This is a genomic window from Acinetobacter sp. YH18001 (assembly GCF_013416975.1).
Classification (GTDB): domain Bacteria; phylum Pseudomonadota; class Gammaproteobacteria; order Pseudomonadales; family Moraxellaceae; genus Acinetobacter; species Acinetobacter pseudolwoffii.
This window is the reverse complement of the sequence record NZ_VPEU01000047.1, coordinates 1-16835: the sequence shown is the minus strand read 5'-3', so window position 1 is coordinate 16835 and position 16835 is coordinate 1. Positions and strand designations below refer to the sequence as shown.

At 45.2% G+C, this 16835-nt stretch carries 17 protein-coding genes and 2 pseudogenes; 5 read left to right on the top strand and 14 right to left on the bottom strand.

All coding sequences use genetic code 11. The features are described 5' to 3' along the window. The first annotated feature begins 57 nt into the window (after positions 1 to 57). Together otsB and FTV48_RS12325 are read left to right on the top strand one after the other, a co-directional pair. Complete coding sequence (gene otsB / locus FTV48_RS12330; protein ID WP_100534448.1) at positions 58 to 939, top strand: trehalose-phosphatase; 882 nt, start codon at positions 58 to 60, stop codon at positions 937 to 939. Continuing rightward, on the top strand, positions 896 to 2329 hold the full coding sequence (locus FTV48_RS12325; RefSeq protein ID WP_005096146.1) for a trehalose-6-phosphate synthase: 1434 nt from the start codon (positions 896 to 898) through the stop codon (positions 2327 to 2329). The genes otsB and FTV48_RS12325 overlap by 44 nt, the downstream gene beginning before the upstream one ends. 26 nt (positions 2330 to 2355) lie before the next feature. Here FTV48_RS12325 and FTV48_RS12320 read toward each other — a convergent pair whose 3' ends face one another. The 7 genes from FTV48_RS12320 to katE form a co-directional block, all read right to left on the bottom strand. Beyond that, on the bottom strand, positions 2356 to 3603 hold the full coding sequence (locus tag FTV48_RS12320; RefSeq protein WP_100534449.1) for an MFS transporter: 1248 nt from the start codon (positions 3601 to 3603) through the stop codon (positions 2356 to 2358). Positions 3604 to 3808: 205 nt separating this feature from the next. Then, positions 3809 to 4522, bottom strand: a complete 714-nt coding sequence (locus FTV48_RS12315; protein ID WP_005172136.1) for a glycosyltransferase family 2 protein — start codon at positions 4520 to 4522, stop codon at positions 3809 to 3811. After that, positions 4519 to 5133 (bottom strand): class I SAM-dependent methyltransferase, encoded by a 615-nt coding sequence (locus FTV48_RS12310; protein ID WP_100534450.1) that lies wholly within the window; start codon positions 5131 to 5133, stop codon positions 4519 to 4521. The genes FTV48_RS12315 and FTV48_RS12310 overlap by 4 nt, the downstream gene beginning before the upstream one ends. Further along, positions 5126 to 5908 carry a PIG-L deacetylase family protein gene (locus FTV48_RS12305; RefSeq protein ID WP_005172141.1) on the bottom strand — a complete coding sequence of 261 codons (783 nt, stop codon included), beginning with the start codon at positions 5906 to 5908 and terminating at the stop codon, positions 5126 to 5128. Before FTV48_RS12305 ends, FTV48_RS12310 begins: the two co-directional genes overlap by 8 nt. After that, on the bottom strand, positions 5896 to 6879 hold the full coding sequence (locus FTV48_RS12300) for an acyl-CoA dehydrogenase (RefSeq protein ID WP_100534451.1): 984 nt from the start codon (positions 6877 to 6879) through the stop codon (positions 5896 to 5898). Before FTV48_RS12300 ends, FTV48_RS12305 begins: the two co-directional genes overlap by 13 nt. Positions 6880 to 6929: 50 nt before the next feature. Then, on the bottom strand, positions 6930 to 7139 hold the full coding sequence (locus FTV48_RS12295; protein ID WP_005172145.1) for a hypothetical protein: 210 nt from the start codon (positions 7137 to 7139) through the stop codon (positions 6930 to 6932). 62 nt (positions 7140 to 7201) lie between these two features. After that, entirely contained in the window at positions 7202 to 9325 is a 2124-nt protein-coding gene (katE, locus tag FTV48_RS12290) for a catalase HPII (RefSeq protein ID WP_100328868.1), read from the bottom strand. Between the two features lie 778 nt (positions 9326 to 10103). On the opposite strand from katE, the gene FTV48_RS12285 reads away from it, so the two are divergent. Continuing rightward, positions 10104 to 10604, top strand: a complete 501-nt coding sequence (locus tag FTV48_RS12285; protein WP_005096135.1) for a Dps family protein — start codon at positions 10104 to 10106, stop codon at positions 10602 to 10604. 176 nt (positions 10605 to 10780) lie between these two features. Here the strand turns inward: FTV48_RS12285 and FTV48_RS12280 are convergent, their stop codons facing one another. The 7 genes from FTV48_RS12280 to FTV48_RS12250 form a co-directional block, all read right to left on the bottom strand. Continuing rightward, the gene (locus FTV48_RS12280; protein ID WP_100534452.1) at positions 10781 to 11656 is read right to left on the bottom strand and encodes an MBL fold metallo-hydrolase; all 876 of its coding nucleotides are present in this window, start codon (positions 11654 to 11656) and stop codon (positions 10781 to 10783) included. Further along, entirely contained in the window at positions 11653 to 12075 is a 423-nt protein-coding gene (locus FTV48_RS12275) for a YeeE/YedE family protein (protein ID WP_005096132.1), read from the bottom strand. The genes FTV48_RS12280 and FTV48_RS12275 overlap by 4 nt, the downstream gene beginning before the upstream one ends. Position 12076: 1 nt before the next feature. Beyond that, a complete protein-coding gene (locus tag FTV48_RS12270; protein WP_100328987.1) occupies positions 12077 to 12493 on the bottom strand; it encodes a YeeE/YedE family protein in 417 nt (138 codons plus the stop codon). Between the two features lie 202 nt (positions 12494 to 12695). Further along, positions 12696 to 13418, bottom strand: coding sequence for an ABC transporter ATP-binding protein (locus FTV48_RS12265; RefSeq protein ID WP_100354855.1), 723 nt, complete (start codon positions 13416 to 13418; stop codon positions 12696 to 12698). Then, on the bottom strand, positions 13411 to 14634 hold the full coding sequence (locus tag FTV48_RS12260) for an ABC transporter permease (RefSeq protein ID WP_180000512.1): 1224 nt from the start codon (positions 14632 to 14634) through the stop codon (positions 13411 to 13413). Before FTV48_RS12260 ends, FTV48_RS12265 begins: the two co-directional genes overlap by 8 nt. Next, complete coding sequence (locus FTV48_RS12255; protein ID WP_180000510.1) at positions 14631 to 15854, bottom strand: efflux RND transporter periplasmic adaptor subunit; 1224 nt, start codon at positions 15852 to 15854, stop codon at positions 14631 to 14633. The genes FTV48_RS12260 and FTV48_RS12255 overlap by 4 nt, the downstream gene beginning before the upstream one ends. Positions 15855 to 16118: 264 nt before the next feature. Then, positions 16119 to 16376, bottom strand: coding sequence for an MlrC C-terminal domain-containing protein (locus tag FTV48_RS12250; protein ID WP_157797498.1), 258 nt, complete (start codon positions 16374 to 16376; stop codon positions 16119 to 16121). An 8-nt stretch (positions 16377 to 16384) separates the two neighbouring features. On the opposite strand from FTV48_RS12250, the pseudogene FTV48_RS12245 reads away from it, so the two are divergent. Together FTV48_RS12245 and FTV48_RS12240 are read left to right on the top strand one after the other, a co-directional pair. Then, a pseudogene (locus tag FTV48_RS12245) lies at positions 16385 to 16555 on the top strand (Fic family protein); the annotation flags it as partial. An 87-nt stretch (positions 16556 to 16642) separates the two neighbouring features. Then, positions 16643 to 16835: pseudogene (locus FTV48_RS12240) on the top strand (IS3 family transposase); the annotation flags it as partial.

Below are 16835 nucleotides of genomic sequence, written 5' to 3'. Positions count from 1 at the left end.
AGTTCCATCAATATCAAGAAATAAATTAATTTTATTTCAAATACTTAGGTAGAGTTTATGTCCGCTCAACACTCTGATCAAGATGTAGAAGATTCACTTATAGTGCCTTCTCCTCTATTAGCTCAAGTGATTTTAACTCAACTCAATCCAGTTATTTATTCTCATAAACTTATTTTATTTCTTGATATTGATGGAACTATTTCTGAATTCCATCCTGATCCAACAAAAAATATAATTAAAGATGAAACCTTAAATACCTTGAAAGAGCTACAACAATATATTGAGTTGGTATTAATCACTGGACGTTCTATTGCACAAGCTCAAAAACTTATTTATCCCTTTGACTGGAATATTGCCGGCTCACATGGTCTGGAATTAAACTATCAATCGCATTTAAGTCATTTAATTGATTTAAATTCTGAGCAATTTGAATTATTAAAAAATTATATTACTGAACATAGCGCTCAGCTTCCTCAGATTCGAATAGAAAAGAAAGACTATTCGGTCGCACTGCATTTTCGTGAACATCCACATTTAGAAGATCTGGTGCATACATTTGCATTGGATTGTCTGACCCACTTTCAAGCATTTGAACTGAAGGCCGGGAAGTTTGTATTTGAGCTGGTACCCAAAGGTGCAAACAAAGGTTCAGCCATTCAACACATTCACCAGCAAGCTCATTTAAGTGATCATTACCCTATTTTTATCGGTGATGACCTGACCGATGAAGCTGGCTTTCAGGTGATTAATAGCTTAAAGGGCTGTTCCATTAAAGTCGGCACGGGCAACACCGTAGCACAACATCGGCTCGAAAACGTAACACAAGTACAAGCTTTTTTAACGGAGCTTTTAGCATTATTTAAAGCACAACAACAACAATTATTGGAGAAATCACATGTCAAAACTCATTGTGTTATCAAATCGTGTGAATCTACCTAACCCAGACAATACACAGGCAGGTGGATTAGCGGTGGCATTGCAGGATGCTTTGCAGGATATTGGCGGCATTTGGGTCGGCTGGAATGGTTCCAGAGTCGATCATGGCAAAGAGCAGAAGTTTCAAATCCTCAAACATCAGAATGTTGAATATCATACGAGTCCTTTGACTGAGCCCCAATATCAGGGGTTTTATTGTGGTTTTGCCAATAATGCCTTATGGCCGCTGATGCATGATCAGCATCAACTTGTGGATTATCAGCCACAGGATTTCAAAACCTATAAAGATGTCAATTTACGCTTTGCCAAGCATCTGAAACAGGTCGCCTCTCCCCATGACATCATCTGGATTCATGATTACCATTTTTTAAGTGTGGCGCATTACTGTCGGAAACTGGGTATGCGTAACCGTATTGGTTTCTTCCTGCATATTCCTTTTCCTGAACTGAAACTCTGGCAGACTTTACCAGCCTATCAGGATCTGGCGCATCATCTGGCTCATTTTGATGTACTCGGATTTCAAACCCCACGCGATCAGAAAAACTGTATCCAGTTTCTGGAACAGACCTTAAAAATCAAGCATCGTCATGATGAAATCCTGAATTATCAGTCAAGACGGATTTATGTGAAATGCTATCCAATTGGCGTGCATCCAGTTCAACTGCAAAATCAGGCGGCTGATAGCCAGCTTAGCAAATTGCCTTTTGATCTCGAGACAGTCCGTCCTTATAAACGTATTATTTCGGTCGACCGGATTGATTATAGTAAGGGTTTACTGGAGAAAATCGGATCCTTGCAAAGCTTGCTGGAAGATCAGCCCGAATTTAAACATCAGTTTCAGCAACTGCAAATTGCCTGCCCATGCCGACTGGATGTCAAAACCTATAAAAACCTGTATGAGCAATTCCAGTCTGCCGTGCAGGAACTCAATACCCAGCATGGCACAGCAGACTGGCAACCTTTCGATTGCAGTTATGAAACCTTAGGTCATGAAGCCTTAATGCAACTGTATCGTAAGGCAGATATTTGCTGGGTAAATTCGATCCGGGATGGTATGAATCTGGTGGCGAAAGAATATATTGCGGCGCAGAATCCACTCGATCCGGGTGTTTTGATTCTGTCTAAATATGCCGGTGCTGCTGAACAAATGAAAGAAGCCTTACTGGTCGATCCTTATGAGCATGACAGTATGTCCAAAGCCTTGAAAAAAGCGCTGCGCATGTCTAAATCGGAGCGTTTAGAACGTTATCGTTATTTAAGCCAAGGCTTGAAAAACTTCGATATTATTCGCTGGCGAGATCAATTTATCACTGACTTGAAAAAATCACAGAGTGTACGAATCTATCGTCCGGTGGCTAGCGGAATTTCCACCCAGTTCAGTGTGCATGCTTAAATACACACCTGAAAAAAACACCAGCATTATGCTGGTGTTTCGTTTTGTAGCGGAGAAATAAGCTCTTCGGCCGCTTGTGCATCTTTTGGATCTGCAGTCAGATGATTCAAAATCACAATACTGAATAGACCTATCGCAATCACACTAAACACCAGACTCAAGCCAATAATTTCACTGCCGAAACCGACCAATGCCGGTCCGATCAGTGAACCTGTGTATGCAAATACCGATACATAGGATAATGCCACATGTGAAGCCAAGGTTTTTTGACGGCCTGCACGTGAAAACATTAACGGTACAATATTAGCACTGCCCAGACCGAGAATGGCATAGCCCAGCAACACTACTTGCCAGACTGGTGCAAAGACCACAGTCAATAAACCGGTTGCAGCCAAAATTGCACTCAGTAGAATGGTATTTTTTTCACCAAACTGTTGAATAATGAGATGTCCGCTGAAACGACCCAATACCATCAAGGCCGCAAAGAAGCTATAAGCCAAACCAGTTTGAGCCGCTGGCAAATTGAACTGGCTGGCAAGATAAATCCCGCTCCAGTCCATCGCTGCGCCTTCGGACAGGAACGCCACAAAACAGATCAAACCGATGCCTAGAATCGCCCAGGTGGGTGCTGCTTTTGTCGCTGACTGTTCTGATGAGGAGGTTTCCTCTAGCACTGTTTTTGGCTCAATCCCCAAGCTAAAAGGAATAGCCAATATTGCAATCAATAGCAAAATCGCACTGACAATAACTGCGCCAGTTAAAGGCGCTAGACCGAATCCCATTAACGTGGTCATTCCCAGCACACCGGCCAGACCACCGAGGCTACATACGCCATGGAAACCCGACATTAAACTTTTAGCAAGTTTTTTCTCAACCTGTGCGGCCTGAATATTGACTGTCACCCCCAAAGCACCAGCACTGGCCCCAAAGAAAAACAGGCTGATCGCCATCATCAAATGATTCGGGCTATACGCCAAAGCAGGCAAGATAAACAAAAATGCTGTTAACACCACAGCCAGAACAGCACGGCAACCTAATGTATTGGCGAGTCGGCCTGCCAGTGGCATCGCCAGCATGGATCCAATTCCGGCACAGAGTAATAACAGACCAAAGTCTGCATGATTGAGTAACAGGCGCTGCTGTGCATAGGGAATTAAAGGTGCCCAAGCTGCGGTACTAAAACCCAAGCTAAAGAAGCACAATGCAGTCGCTATTTTCTGCCATAGATGGGGTGATGGAGACTGAATTCGAGAAAGCAGAGTTTGATTAAACATTGTATTACCTAAAAAGAAGGCTCAGGCATCCATTACCGATCATCCATAGAAAAACCCCACTGACTTATAGCTGAAATGTATAAGTAGGTGGGGCTTAATTTGCGTGAATTATAAACAGAATAATTTTAAATGGAATAGCTTTTAGGCGCTAATTTCAAGATTTTTTACAAGTGGCTGATTGTATAAAATTTATAATTTTGTAATTTTATTTGCATAGGCTGATCGGTTTTTCAGCGGCTTGTTTAAGCTCCAGATTTTGCAGAAAATGTGCAAAACCGGCTGCAATTTTTGAGCTAAGCCGACTGCTGGTGGTCACTCTGAGCTGATTCGACCAGATAATCTTTGCCCCGACATGTTCTAGGCGATGGATGAAATCGACATCTTCATGACAGTCCAGTTGCTGAAAGCCGTTTACCTGTAGATAAGACGCGGCTTTAAAACATAGATTTGCCCCATGAATATGACGGTGATCCATCTTGTCCTGATAATGACTCAGATAAGTCTGACGGGCTAATGTGCTTAAATGCCCCCATTCATCCAGATCGACCACCCCACAAATCACATCCGCCGGTTGGTGCTGCAACATGACCTGAAACCAGTCACGCTGTACAAAAGAATCGGCATCAGTACAACAAATCCAGTCACAACCCTGCTCGATCATGTGCTGAACGCCCAAATGACGTGCCTTTCCTACATTTTTAAAATGACAACTGATCGTCTGAATTCCCGACTGCTGAACTTTGCTTGCAGTAGAATCGGTGCAACTGTCTAAAACCACCAGAATCTTGATCTCGGGCAGAACTGCTAATTTTCCCACATGCTGAAAGAAGTAAAGTCGTGCAGATTTTAATGCCTTCAGGCAACGTTCAATATAGGCTTCTTCATTACAGGCCGGAATCACCACCGCAATTTTCTTCATTTCAAGCCCTCCTGCTCAGCTACGGATTGCGCAGAATTCAGCCACAGATCGACCAGAAAGTCTGAATCCTGTACGCTGAGATTATGCTTATATTTTAACTGGGCTTTTAATTGTCGATGTACCTCTTCACCATTTAAGCTAAATCCTGCAATCGGCGCGCGCCAATGACAACTCAAGATACATCCACCCGGTTCCAGTGCAGTATGCAACCATGCCAGCACCTGTTGTAATGCGGCCGGATCTAAATAATATAGAATCTCACTGATCACAATGAGCTGAAATTTCTGTTGCGGCAAGTGATCTGGCACAATCCGCTGTAGCACCTGTACATGCGGATAAGCATGTAAACGCTGCCGAGCCAATTGAATAGCAGTTTCGTTGGCATCCAGACACATTAAAGTTGCTGTTCGCTGTGCCAGTTCCTGACTGAAGATGCCATTACTACAACCAATTTCAATCGCGGAGTCAAACTGCAAACGCGGCAAGACCGCCAGACAAATCTGCCGTTTGCGCTGTTCATACCAGCGTTGTTCATAGTGCCAGGGATCTCCCTGATTCAGCGCATACAAGGCATCAAAATATTCCTGATCATAGGCTACTTTACTATTCATACAGATACACCTCCCAGGGTTGTAAAATACGCTGTAATGCCTGCTCTGGCAGAATGGGTGCCTGTTCTATGCTAGGGTCAAGCTCGATCTGACTCTTAAAACACCGCGCAGCTCGAGACTTATAGTGCAATTCTCGATCAGTCAATTTGAGTTGATGAGCGATGGTCCAGGGAATTCTGGTATCTCCAGGTGTGGCCCAATGCCAGGCCCAAATCAGGACCTGAATACAGGATAAGTGCCGTTCGGTTGCTAGCTGTTGGGTGACCTGCCCTGTAATTTCATGATCTGGATGTCCATCATGCACAAAGGTGGTAATGAGCACATCATTGGGCTGCAAATAAGATTGCAAATGCTGTTTCAGCAGTTCTCGCTGTTCTGCGACCTGGCCATCCTGAATATCCAGCGCAATCCGCAGAATATTCTGCTTCAATGCTAACTCTTCCAAAGCTGCTCGCGTTTCAGCAGGACGAATCTGGTTCAACTCTTCCGGGTTATACAAAATCGAGTCTGGATGGCTGGCGGTACCATTGGTAACGGCAAAAAGTACAATCTGATATCCCAATGTGTCCAGACGCTGAATCAGACCGCCACAACCCAAAATTTCATCATCCGGATGCGGGGCAATAATGCAGACTCGGGCATCTGATGGAATAATGCTGGGAATATCGAATTCCGGCATCTGTTGCAAAATCTGGCAAGAGCGCCATTCTTCAAGCCGTGTACCTTCGCCATGGATGACACGGTCTTCGACAATCTCGTGTCTTATAATGTCCATAACTCTTCCTCCTGCACACTCAATTCACCAATCCGTTCCAGATCAAAGGCGGCATGGCTCTGACGAATAAACACCGGCAGATCGGCTGCAAGTCGGGCAAAATGTGGCTGCTCGCAATACGGTGCAGCGCCAAGGGCCTTACCCACCTGAGTCAGCACGTTTAAAGCGGTCGCTTCAACCTGAGCACGCAAGGCCTGAATCTGTAATTGATGGGGAAATTTAGGCTGCTGATCAATTAAATCTGCGACTTGATAAAACAAAGCCTGTGTCGCTAAAAGCTTCCGACTGATTTCACCGAGATACATGGCCTTATAGGCATGCGGTTTTAACAAGACAGCCTGTTTTAAATATTCAGCCAAACGCACGGTTGCGCCGTACCAGCAGGCAGCCACGCCGGCAGCGCCATGCCAGAAGCCCGCCCGATCCAGATAAGCATTCGGCGCTGCAACTTTTTCAGCATTAACCTGATTCAGTTCAAGCCGGGCAGTCAAGGTATGCTGCATGCCCACCGCCTGCCAAATGTCCGTATGATGCTGAATACCTGCTTGTTGCAGATCAAGAATCAGCAACTGTGATCGTTGCTGCTCATCACGATAAGTCAGCAGACCATATTGCACCCAGACCGAGGCAGAACACCAAGGCTTTATTCCTGTAAGTTTTCCAGCGTCTAATATTAAAGGGCTTGGCCCGCCTTCTGCCGCCCAGACTGCCCATAGACCTTTTTGCTCTAGCGGAATATTCAGTTCATGCAAAATGGCCAAGGCATCCAGATGTGATTCAAACAGTTTGCCCAGACTCAGATTGCTTGCGGAAACCTGACTAAGCATCCGCCAGCGTTTTAAGGTGTTTCCAGAAGCGGGATAAGGAATCTGATCGGAAATCGATACCAGTTCCATCAGGGTCTTAGGAATTTTTTCTTCTAGCTCCAGCGGAGAATTTTCAAATCTTTGTAATATTGAACCGAGGTTCATGCAGGTTCTTCCTCATAAAATACGGCACTGTTGTTATGTTTTAAAGTCAGTTAATGGGAAAGTTTTCGCATTTGTTTTAACCGTGTGGTCAGGCCTAATAACTTACGGCGTGCCATGATTTCTTCTTCATTGAAACAAAGTTGCTGCATCAGTTCAGCTAAAGGCAAATGGTTATGCTCAATGAGATAGATGTCCTGTTCTCGGTTCCATTTGGCTTGCTGTACCTGTGCCAATAACTTTTTGGCATCCGGTCTTACCATATTATTTATCCATTTTGAAACCAGAAGGATAGAAGCCGCCAAGGCTCCTATCCTCTAGTGGTTTAGGCAGGAATGCTTTCTGCAACCAATTCACGCGCCCAGACACGATGGTTCATGATCAAAGTCTTGAAGCTGTCTTGTACCGCGTCAAACTGTTCATGCGCCAAAGTCCCTTCATCCCTGATCAGGCGCAGATCTTCAATCAGTTTGCCTTTATCACCCAGGAAAATAATCGGTTTCAGGTGCTTATACGCTTCCAGCAGATAATGAGTCGCCACACCATCTTTCATCACCACATCGTAATTGTCACCGTCAGCAATCACCACGGCATCATAGGCAATCGATGGCTCGGCTTTTTGCATACCGTCAGAAGGAATTACCTCGCCTTGCTGACCCAGTACCGGACCCGGTTTCGGGGTCAGTACATCGACCACAGCACCCTCTGATTCTGCCCAGGCTTGAACGGCTTTGATACTGGCCTCATTGGCTTTATCGTGTACCAGTAGCGCGATTTTCCGTGCCTTAATATCTTCGGGTTTAAAGGCCTCGAAAGATAAACGCGGTGAAACCTTTACCTCTGGCAATGTTGCCGCTTTTTTCTCTGCCGGAATTTCAATGCCCAATTGATCCGCAACTTGCTGAGCCAAGTCCAAGTCGATGTTACACAGCACTTCCAGTACTTCACGCTCACGAATATATTTGCGTTCTACCTTGCTCAGTTCGAAGACATAGGCATCGACAATATGTTTTTGTTCATGGGGTGCCTGGCTGCGATAGAAAAGACGAGGCTGACTGAAATGATCACTAAAAGATTCACTGCGCTGACGGATCTTGTGACCATCAATACGTTCCTGATAGCTTTCAAAACCACCATCTTGTGCTGCTGGCGGAGCTTCAGCCGGCCAGTGATCATCAATCGAGTTTGGTTCATAACTGGCTTGACCGGTATGTACAATACGCTGATGTAACCCATCACGCTGATTATTGTGGAACGGACAAACCGGCTTGTTGATTGGAATCTGGTGGAAGTTTGGACCACCTAAACGGCTGAGCTGGGTATCGGTATAGGAGAACAGACGTGCTTGTAATAAGGGATCATTGGTAAAATCTAGTCCCGGCACAATATGTCCCGGACAGAATGCTACCTGCTCGGTTTCACCAAAGAAATAATCGACATTACGGTTCAGCACCATTCTGCCAATCGGCGTCACCGGCACCAGTTCTTCCGGAATAATTTTGGTTGGATCCAGCAAATCGAAGTCATATTTCATTTCATCTTCTTCTGGAACGACCTGTACACCGAGCTCCCATTCTGGATAATTCCCGGATGCAATCGCTTCGTATAAGTCACGACGATGGAAATCCGGGTCTTTACCCGCCAGTTTTTGTGCTTCATCCCAGACCAGTTGGGCTAGGCCCTGTTTTGGCGTCCAGTGAAATTTCACAAAAACCGCTTTATTTTCGGCATTGATCAACCGGAAGCTATGCACCCCAAAGCCTTGAATGGCTCTTAAATTACGCGGAATACCCCGATCTGACATGGCCCACATCACCGCATGCGCTGATTCAGGCACTAAAGAAACAAAATCCCAGAACGTATCATGTGCTGATGCACCGGTTGGAATTTCAGTTTGTGGCTCAGGCTTCACCGCATGTACAAAATCCGGGAACTTGATCCCGTCCTGAATAAAGAATACCGGCGCATCATTCGCCACCAGGTCAAAATTACCTTCTTCAGTATAAAACTTGGTCGCGAAACCACGAATATCGCGTACAGTATCTGCCGAACCACGCGGCCCCTGTACCGTAGAAAAACGTACAAATACCGGCGTTTGTACACTGGTATTGGTCAGAAAGCCTGCCTTGGTCAGCTTTTCATTGCCTGGATAAGCTTCAAAAAAACCATGTGCACCGACACCACGCGCATGCACAATACGCTCAGGAATACGTTCGTGGTCAAAATGTGTGATCTTTTCACGCAGAATAAAATCTTCCATTAAGGTCGCACCACGAACACCTGCTTTAAGACTGTTCTGGTTATCTGAGATTTTAACGCCCTGATTGGTGGTGAGTGTCTGCTCGGTTGCATCGCTACGATATACGTCAAGCTGCTCACTCTTTTTATTGGTATTTTGCTTATCTAAACCATTTTTGCCTGTGGCTGGACTATTCGCCTTAATTTTCATGATGTTTTCCTTGCTGAGATTGAGTTTAGTGCAGATATTTTTGTCTATCTCAAAGTCGCTTGAGCTTTATGTCTCGCATGGGTTGGCCAATAACATGATTCCCGCAAACCCAGTTGCTACAGCCCATGCTGTCTCAAGTCAGCACTTCATCTCAGTGTTCTGTCTCGAAGGATTTTGCTTTCTGGGATATTGTTATTGACTGCGCCTGTGTCCTAACATAACTGCATTTAGGAAAGAGGTTTATTATTCTTTGTTGTGCCTTGTTTAATTAAGGCAGCGTTGTGTTATTTTTTTATAACCCCCTCTTTTTTTATGATCTTTGCACACAGCCATCTCATTCATTTAAAAGAGATATAAAATTTTAGTCATGCTATGTTGCAATAAAAGTTCTTCAGGCAAGATGTGATAGTGCGTACAAATCCGTCATCATGAATCAGTGCAATATTTCCATTCTGAAATAGCTAAGGCTTTTTTCAACGTTCTAAATCTGTTGGGATAATTATCGCTAGGTTGATAAAGAGAAATAAGTTTATTAAATTGAAAAGTTACAATCCTCTCTGCAGGCTATACATAATGACTAAACTTCCTGCCTGTCTATTGATCTAATATCTATAACTTATAAACACTTAAATCTTTCAGCTTGTTCATATTGATGATGCAAATTAAGTTTCAATTCGGGAGTCATCATCAAGATCGAACCCTCGTTTGACTCGGACTTCGAATACATCTGGCTTTATTTTAATACACAGCATGTTGTTAAATTTTAAGGAGTAAGAGCATGGCCTCTTCTAAAAAAGAATCTAAAGCAATGAAAATTGATATCGGAATTTCGCATGATGATCGTGCCAAGATTGTCGATGGTTTATCCCGACTATTGGCAGACAGCTATACCCTGTATTTGATGACCCATAATTTCCACTGGAATGTCACCGGCCCCCAGTTCAATAGCCTGCATAATATGTTTATGACCCAATACACCGAGCAGTGGAATGCGCTGGATGTGATTGCTGAACGTATCCGGGCCTTGGGTTTTGCAGCACCTGGCACCTATAAACAGTTTGTAAAACTGACCTCTATTAAAGAGGTTGAAGGGGTGCCAAAAGCTGAAGAAATGCTGCGCCTACTGGTCGATGCCCATGAGACCGTAGCACGTACCGCCAGAAGTATTTTTGCAGTGATTGAAGACGCCAATGATCAACCAACAGCGGATATTTTGACCCAGCGACTAGATGTACATGAAAAAACTGCCTGGATGCTCAGAAGTAGTCTGGATCAATAAAGCATGATTAATCGCATTTGAGAGCAAGCGGATGAGCGGGATGACACGAGGGTGTTGCTTAGCCGATTAGAACAATCCCAAAGATATGACCTTTAAAATGAAGCACTAAAAACTTGGAGGATGTATGCAGTCGTGTACATCCTCTTTTCATCACCAGGTTTTAAGAATTGAGGCATTCAGGCATGAAAATAATTCAGCGGCAGTTTTAAATAGGAAATACCATTGGCCTCTGCTTCAGGAAATTGACCGGCACGTATATTGATTTGAATCGCCGGTAAAATCAGTTTTGGCATACCTAATTGGGCATCGCGTTGCTGGCGCATTTCAATAAATTCAGCTTTGGCCATCCCCCTGTGAATATGGATATTATGCTGCTTCTGGGTCTGAATATCGGTTTCACAGACAAAGTGATCACGGCTTTCCGGTAAATAGTCATGGCACAGAAATACCCGGGTATCATCCGGCAATTGATACAGTTTTTGCACCGAATCGAATAGCGTTGCCGCACTGCCTTTGGGAAAATCACAACGTGCAGTGCCATAATCTGGCATAAACAAGGTATCACCGACAAAGACTGCATTCCCGACCACATAACTCAGACAGGCCGGTGTATGCCCCGGTGTCGGAATGTTATAGGCCTGTAGTGAACCAATATTGAATTTTTCATGATCCGCAAACAGATAATCAAAAGGCTGCGCCAGATTGAACTGTTTCATATCCAGATGATAGATCGCGCCAAAGACTTCCTGCACAATAGAAATATGCTGGCTCATGGCAATCTTGCCGCCCAACTGTGAATGCAGATATTGTGCTGCGGTCAAATGATCTGCATGCACATGGGTTTCCAGAATCCACTCAACCTCAAAGTTCTGCTGTCGTATATAGGCAATAATTCGATCCGCATGTCTGGTCGATGTACTGGCAGAAGCGGCATCATAATCCAGCACACTATCAATCACCGCACATTTTCCAGTGGCCGGATCACCCACCACATAGCTAAAAGTATGGCTATCTTCATGAAAAAAATCTTGAATTACGGCGCTATGACTCATGATGATGCTCCTGACCATTGACGATGTAGATAAACCCCTGCCAGCATGGCCATAATAAAATAAGTAGCCTGATAGTGGCCTAAACCAATGAGTGTCAGACTGGGCGCTGGACAGATACCGGCAATTCCCCAGCCGATACCAAATAAAAGACTGCCGCTCATCAGTTTAGAATCAATTTTCTGATTAGTCGGTAACTGGATCGGTTCATGAAATACAGTTTTAGCTACCGGATTTCGCGTGGCTTTCTGAAAAGGAATAAAGGCGACCATAATCGCGCCCAGCATCACAAAGGCCAGACTCGGATCCCAGTCGCCAAAAACATCCAGAAAATCCAGAACCTTTTCAGGATTGGCCATACCGGAAATCATCAAGCCGACTGAAAACAAACCACCCCATAAAAATGCCAGCAGATTTTTCATTTTAGCGCACTCCAATCAGGTGACGAATCACATAAACTGTCATAAAACCAGCCCACATAAATATGGCTGTAGCCAAGATTGAACGTTTAGATAAACGGCTGATGCCACAAATTCCATGGCCACTGGTACATCCCGAGCCTAAACGGGTGCCAAAACCGACCAGTAAACCCGCAATCACCATCATCCAGGGACTGGTATTCAGTTCGATTTCAGGTTGTATGCATAGTCCATAAACAAATGGAATGATGATGAGACCCAATAAAAACCACAGAGCTGGCGTCTTGAAAATGCTTTGAGGATTAAGTACCTGTCCAATCAGACCACTAATGCCCGCGATCTGGCCATGAATATACAGATAGCCGACCACTGAAACACCAAGAAGTAAACCACCGAGAAAAGCGCTCAGGAAGTCATGCATCATATTTCACTTTCATCATTATATATTTTAATATTATATTTAATTAAATATTATTCAAGTTCTAGTCTGTTTAACTTATTTGATGGAAGATGATTATAGGGTCAAATCCAATGCATACTAATCTCTCTGGTTTCAGCCCTAGTCAGCTTTGACTAATAAAGAAATAATCTGGATCGGGTCAATTTAATATTTGAAATATTGTCTAAGTTTCAGTTTGATAAACCGTATGAGAATCACTTTCAATCCGGCCATCGACCAGATTAATGGTTCGATCACAGGTGGCGGATAGGCGCGGGTCATGTGTCACCAGCAGAACGGCGCAGTCGCGTTCACGATGCACTTTACGAAACAGCTCAAACATGTCGGCGGCGGTCTGCGTATCCAGATTACCGGTAGGCTCATCGGCCAGAAGTAAGGCTGGCTCTGTAATCAAAGCCCGCGCAATCGCAATCCGCTGTTGCTGCCCACCGGAAAGCTCGTTCGGTTTACGATCAGCAAACTTTTCCAGTCCCACTGCAGCCAGCAAATCCCGTGCCCGTTGTAAGCCTTGCTGTCCGGGTTTGCCTCGCGTCATCATCAAGGGCATTAAAATATTATCCAGTGCAGTAAATGCCTGAATCAGGTGATGGAACTGAAATACAAATCCAATACTATTGCCACGTAATGCAGTCCGGCCACGATCATCCATGGCACTGGTCGGCTGTCCCAGCAAATACAGCTCGCCACTACTCGGTTGATCCAGCAATCCCAGAATATTCAATAGCGTACTTTTTCCGGAGCCAGAAGGCCCAATCAGAGCAGCAAAATCCTGGCGTTCAATACACAGATCAATACCATGCAAGACCTCAATTTCATTGGGCTGACCAATATTATAAGATTTACGCAGCGCTTCTAAACGCAGGACTTCTTGAGATGGTTCAGACATGACGAATCGCCTCCACCGGATCGAGTGCCGCTGCCCGGCGTGATGGTACTGCAGCGGCCAATACCCCTGTTAATGTCGCCAACAATAAAGCCAGAAGTACCAGCTCGATCGAAATCGGGATATAAAATAATCCGGGGCCAAAATTATTAAATACCCAGACCAGACCATAACTGGCTGCACTGCCAACGACCGAACCCAGCAGACCAAATATGGCCCCCTGAAACAGGAAAATTCTTAAAATTTGTGACTGGGTGGCGCCTGTCGCACGCAAAATACCAATTTCCCGGGTGCGCTGTACCACGCTGACGGACATGACACTGGCAATGCCAAAAGCCACTGAAATGGCGACAAAAACAATAATCATATTGGTAGACAGGCTCTGTGCAGTAATCGCATTCATCAGCTGTGCATTGGTTGAAATCCAGCTTTCAGCCTTTAATGAGGTCAGGCGCCCCACTTGGGCCGCAATGTCATCAGCCTCAAAAATATCGTTAATGGTCAGATCAATGACAGTTACACCACCGGGCAGACCGAGTAAAGACTGTGCCTGTTTCAAGTCCAGATAAACATAACGCGCATCCAGTTCACGCACGCCCAGTTCAAATATGCCGGCAATATTTACCAAGGCACTGTTTTGCTGACCGGTATCCAGTCGCAATTTGCTACCGACCTGAACCCCTAGATCTTTGGCCAACTGACTGCCGATCAGTACATCGTCCGCGCCAACACGTAATTGACCACTGGTTAAATATTCTTTCAATGGAATGATCTGCTGATAACGCTCCAGATCCATTCCGACCAAGGCCACGGATTCAATCGCATCACCGCGTTGTACAAAGGCCGGCCCGGAGACCACAGGCGACACAGCAGTTAATATCGGCAACTGATCCAGCGTTTCGGTAATCTGCTGCCAATTATTGATGGAACGCAGTCGTTGTGCGCGTTTATCTTCCTGTAACAATTGCACCGTCCCGGCAGGCGGCGGCACAATCCGGTTGACTTCATCGGGTGAGAGCAGACGGATATGTGCCTGTGTACCTAATGTACGTTCGACAATATTGGCCTGTAGCCCCTGAATCAGGGCCGTGATAAACACAATCACCGCCACACCAACGGCGACGCCCACCGTGATCATAATGGACTGCGCGCGACCTTCGCGCAAAAAACTGATCGCGATTTTCCATTCGATCCAAAGCCGCTCGAAAAATTTTTTCAATCGAATTTCACCGGTAATTCATTCTTGCTATCGGTCGCGTCAGTCGAGCTCATCAATGAGCTATCTTGTGGCTTGAGACGGACTCGCGCACCCTCTTCCAGTAACGATTCGGCATTGGCCAGCACCTGATCACCCTCACTCAAACCTGAAGTTACTTCTGACATGGCCAGACCCCGTAAACCTAAAGTCACCGGTTGGCGCTGGATTTTTCTATCACGTACCAACACGACCACTGCCTTATTGCCTTTAATATTGCTAAGCGCATCGTTCGGAATAGCCAGTGCCCGCTCCCGTTTATCTGTCTCGACATTGACCGATACGGTCATGTCCTGACGCAGAAAATCTGGCACCGGGTTGACGGTTAATCTGACCTCTACCGTGCCCCGCTGCGGATCAATGCTCGGTGCAATAAAGTTAATGCGGGCCGGAAAAGACTGATCCGGATAAGCATCGCTAATCACGGTGGCATTTTGCCCTAAGGCCAGTTGCGGTAAATTCCGTTCATCGAGTGGCACCCGGATTTCTGTATTGCCCGTTAAGGCAATGGTAAATAAGGTTTGTCCTGGTTGAACCAGATCGCCTGGCTCGACATCCCGTGTCAGTACTGTACCTGCGACCGCAGCCCGAATTTTGGTTTTTGCCAGTTGCGCCTGCGCCACTGCCAGCTGTTCCCGAAGCGATGCTTCTTCAACTTGTCCCGTAGACAATGCCGCTGCTTTTAGACGAACGGTTTCATAATTGTTGCGGGCAACTCTTTCTGCCTCTAAGGCCTGTTCTATTTCTTCAGCCGACAGGATGCCCGCTTCGGCATTACGTCTCCGTGCTGCTTCACGACTGGCCTGTTCCAGTTGTGCTTTGGCACTGGCCAGTTCTGCTGTCGCCTGTGGTCGTCTGCTGGTGGCCAATTCAGTCAGTGCCAGTTCAGCCTGTCGTACTTGAGCCAGTAATTCATCCGATTTCAGCACCACCAAGAGATCACCAGGTTTCACCTGATCTCCTTCCGTGACCCGCCGCTCAAGCACTACGCCACTAATTTCACTGCCCACCTGAGCACGCGAGACTGTCGCCACGCGTCCGGTGGCCACTACATTTTGTATCAGCGGCATGGTGCTCAAGGTATAGCTTGGTAGAACCGGCCCCTGCCACCAGCGGAACAGAGCAAAACCGACTGCCAGTAGCAATAAGATGATGAGCAAAATTTTATAGCGGGCAGCGCGCAACTGAGAATCTCCGGTTGATGCATCCAATATTGAATAAGAAAGATAAAGCTTTATTTATTTTCTTCGAGTGTCTAATTTACAACAGGTTCCTGCATAGATTTATAGATATTTTGTTGAGTTTAAATGAAATGTTGGATTCCTGAGCATGTTTAGCCAGCACTTATCGATTTCAGCTAAAGTGATCTATGACAGCTGCAACATTTGAATGAATGAGCTAAAAGTCCGCTGTATGAAGCGACCGCCATGTCAAAGATCTGGATAGCATCAAAATACGATCCAGCAACTGGGCTTTATAAGAGCTGCCCCAATTTCAATACTGTCGATTTTCAGTAATATACTCGGCCCGATATCCGCTTTAACCTCATGCATCATGGGACCACCATATTTGAATGTGCCATCACTATAGGCTTTAATTTTAAACCAACTGACCAAAGGTTGATCAGCTGAAATTCCTGATGTTCTTCCGAGCTGCGCCTCTAAAACCTCCCCAACCTTAAGTGGATTGGTCTGCTGAACCACCACCGGATCGGCTTGAACGTGCAGCTAAAGTGCATGCAGATTTTGTAGGCATCCATCCATTCATTGATGGCAATGAACGTACATCACGTCTTTTGATAAATTTAGAATTATTAAAAGTTGGTTACCCACCCTGTATCATCATTGTAGAAAATCGATTGGCTTATTACGATGCTCTTGATCAGTGAATGGCGTATGGAAAAACTGAAGCATTTATCCAGTTGAACCGTACCGGGTTTGTCGGAGAGTCAATATTCTGAGAGACTATCCCGATGACAAAATTAAAATATACCCCTGAAATCAGAGAAAGAGCGGTTCAATTATTGATTGAATCTGAAAAAGATTATCCATCGAATTGGGCTGCAATCACAGCAATTGCTCCTAAAATTGGCTGTACTCCTGAAACACTACGTGTTTGGTATCAAAAATACTTAGATCAACAAAATCCAGTTAAAGCACAGCAGC

Bases quoted from the DNA above. Each gene is read 5' to 3' on its own strand.
- otsB (WP_100534448.1), top strand. From the start codon at position 58: ATGTCCGCTCAACACTCTGATCAAGATGTAGAAGATTCACTTATAGTG.
- FTV48_RS12325 (WP_005096146.1), top strand. From the start codon at position 896: ATGTCAAAACTCATTGTGTTATCAAATCGTGTGAATCTACCTAACCCA.
- FTV48_RS12320 (WP_100534449.1), bottom strand. From the start codon at position 3,603: ATGTTTAATCAAACTCTGCTTTCTCGAATTCAGTCTCCATCACCCCAT.
- FTV48_RS12315 (WP_005172136.1), bottom strand. From the start codon at position 4,522: ATGAAGAAAATTGCGGTGGTGATTCCGGCCTGTAATGAAGAAGCCTAT.
- FTV48_RS12310 (WP_100534450.1), bottom strand. From the start codon at position 5,133: ATGAATAGTAAAGTAGCCTATGATCAGGAATATTTTGATGCCTTGTAT.
- FTV48_RS12305 (WP_005172141.1), bottom strand. From the start codon at position 5,908: ATGGACATTATAAGACACGAGATTGTCGAAGACCGTGTCATCCATGGC.
- FTV48_RS12300 (WP_100534451.1), bottom strand. From the start codon at position 6,879: ATGAACCTCGGTTCAATATTACAAAGATTTGAAAATTCTCCGCTGGAG.
- FTV48_RS12295 (WP_005172145.1), bottom strand. From the start codon at position 7,139: ATGGTAAGACCGGATGCCAAAAAGTTATTGGCACAGGTACAGCAAGCC.
- katE (WP_100328868.1), bottom strand. From the start codon at position 9,325: ATGAAAATTAAGGCGAATAGTCCAGCCACAGGCAAAAATGGTTTAGAT.
- FTV48_RS12285 (WP_005096135.1), top strand. From the start codon at position 10,104: ATGGCCTCTTCTAAAAAAGAATCTAAAGCAATGAAAATTGATATCGGA.
- FTV48_RS12280 (WP_100534452.1), bottom strand. From the start codon at position 11,656: ATGAGTCATAGCGCCGTAATTCAAGATTTTTTTCATGAAGATAGCCAT.
- FTV48_RS12275 (WP_005096132.1), bottom strand. From the start codon at position 12,075: ATGAAAAATCTGCTGGCATTTTTATGGGGTGGTTTGTTTTCAGTCGGC.
- FTV48_RS12270 (WP_100328987.1), bottom strand. From the start codon at position 12,493: ATGCATGACTTCCTGAGCGCTTTTCTCGGTGGTTTACTTCTTGGTGTT.
- FTV48_RS12265 (WP_100354855.1), bottom strand. From the start codon at position 13,418: ATGTCTGAACCATCTCAAGAAGTCCTGCGTTTAGAAGCGCTGCGTAAA.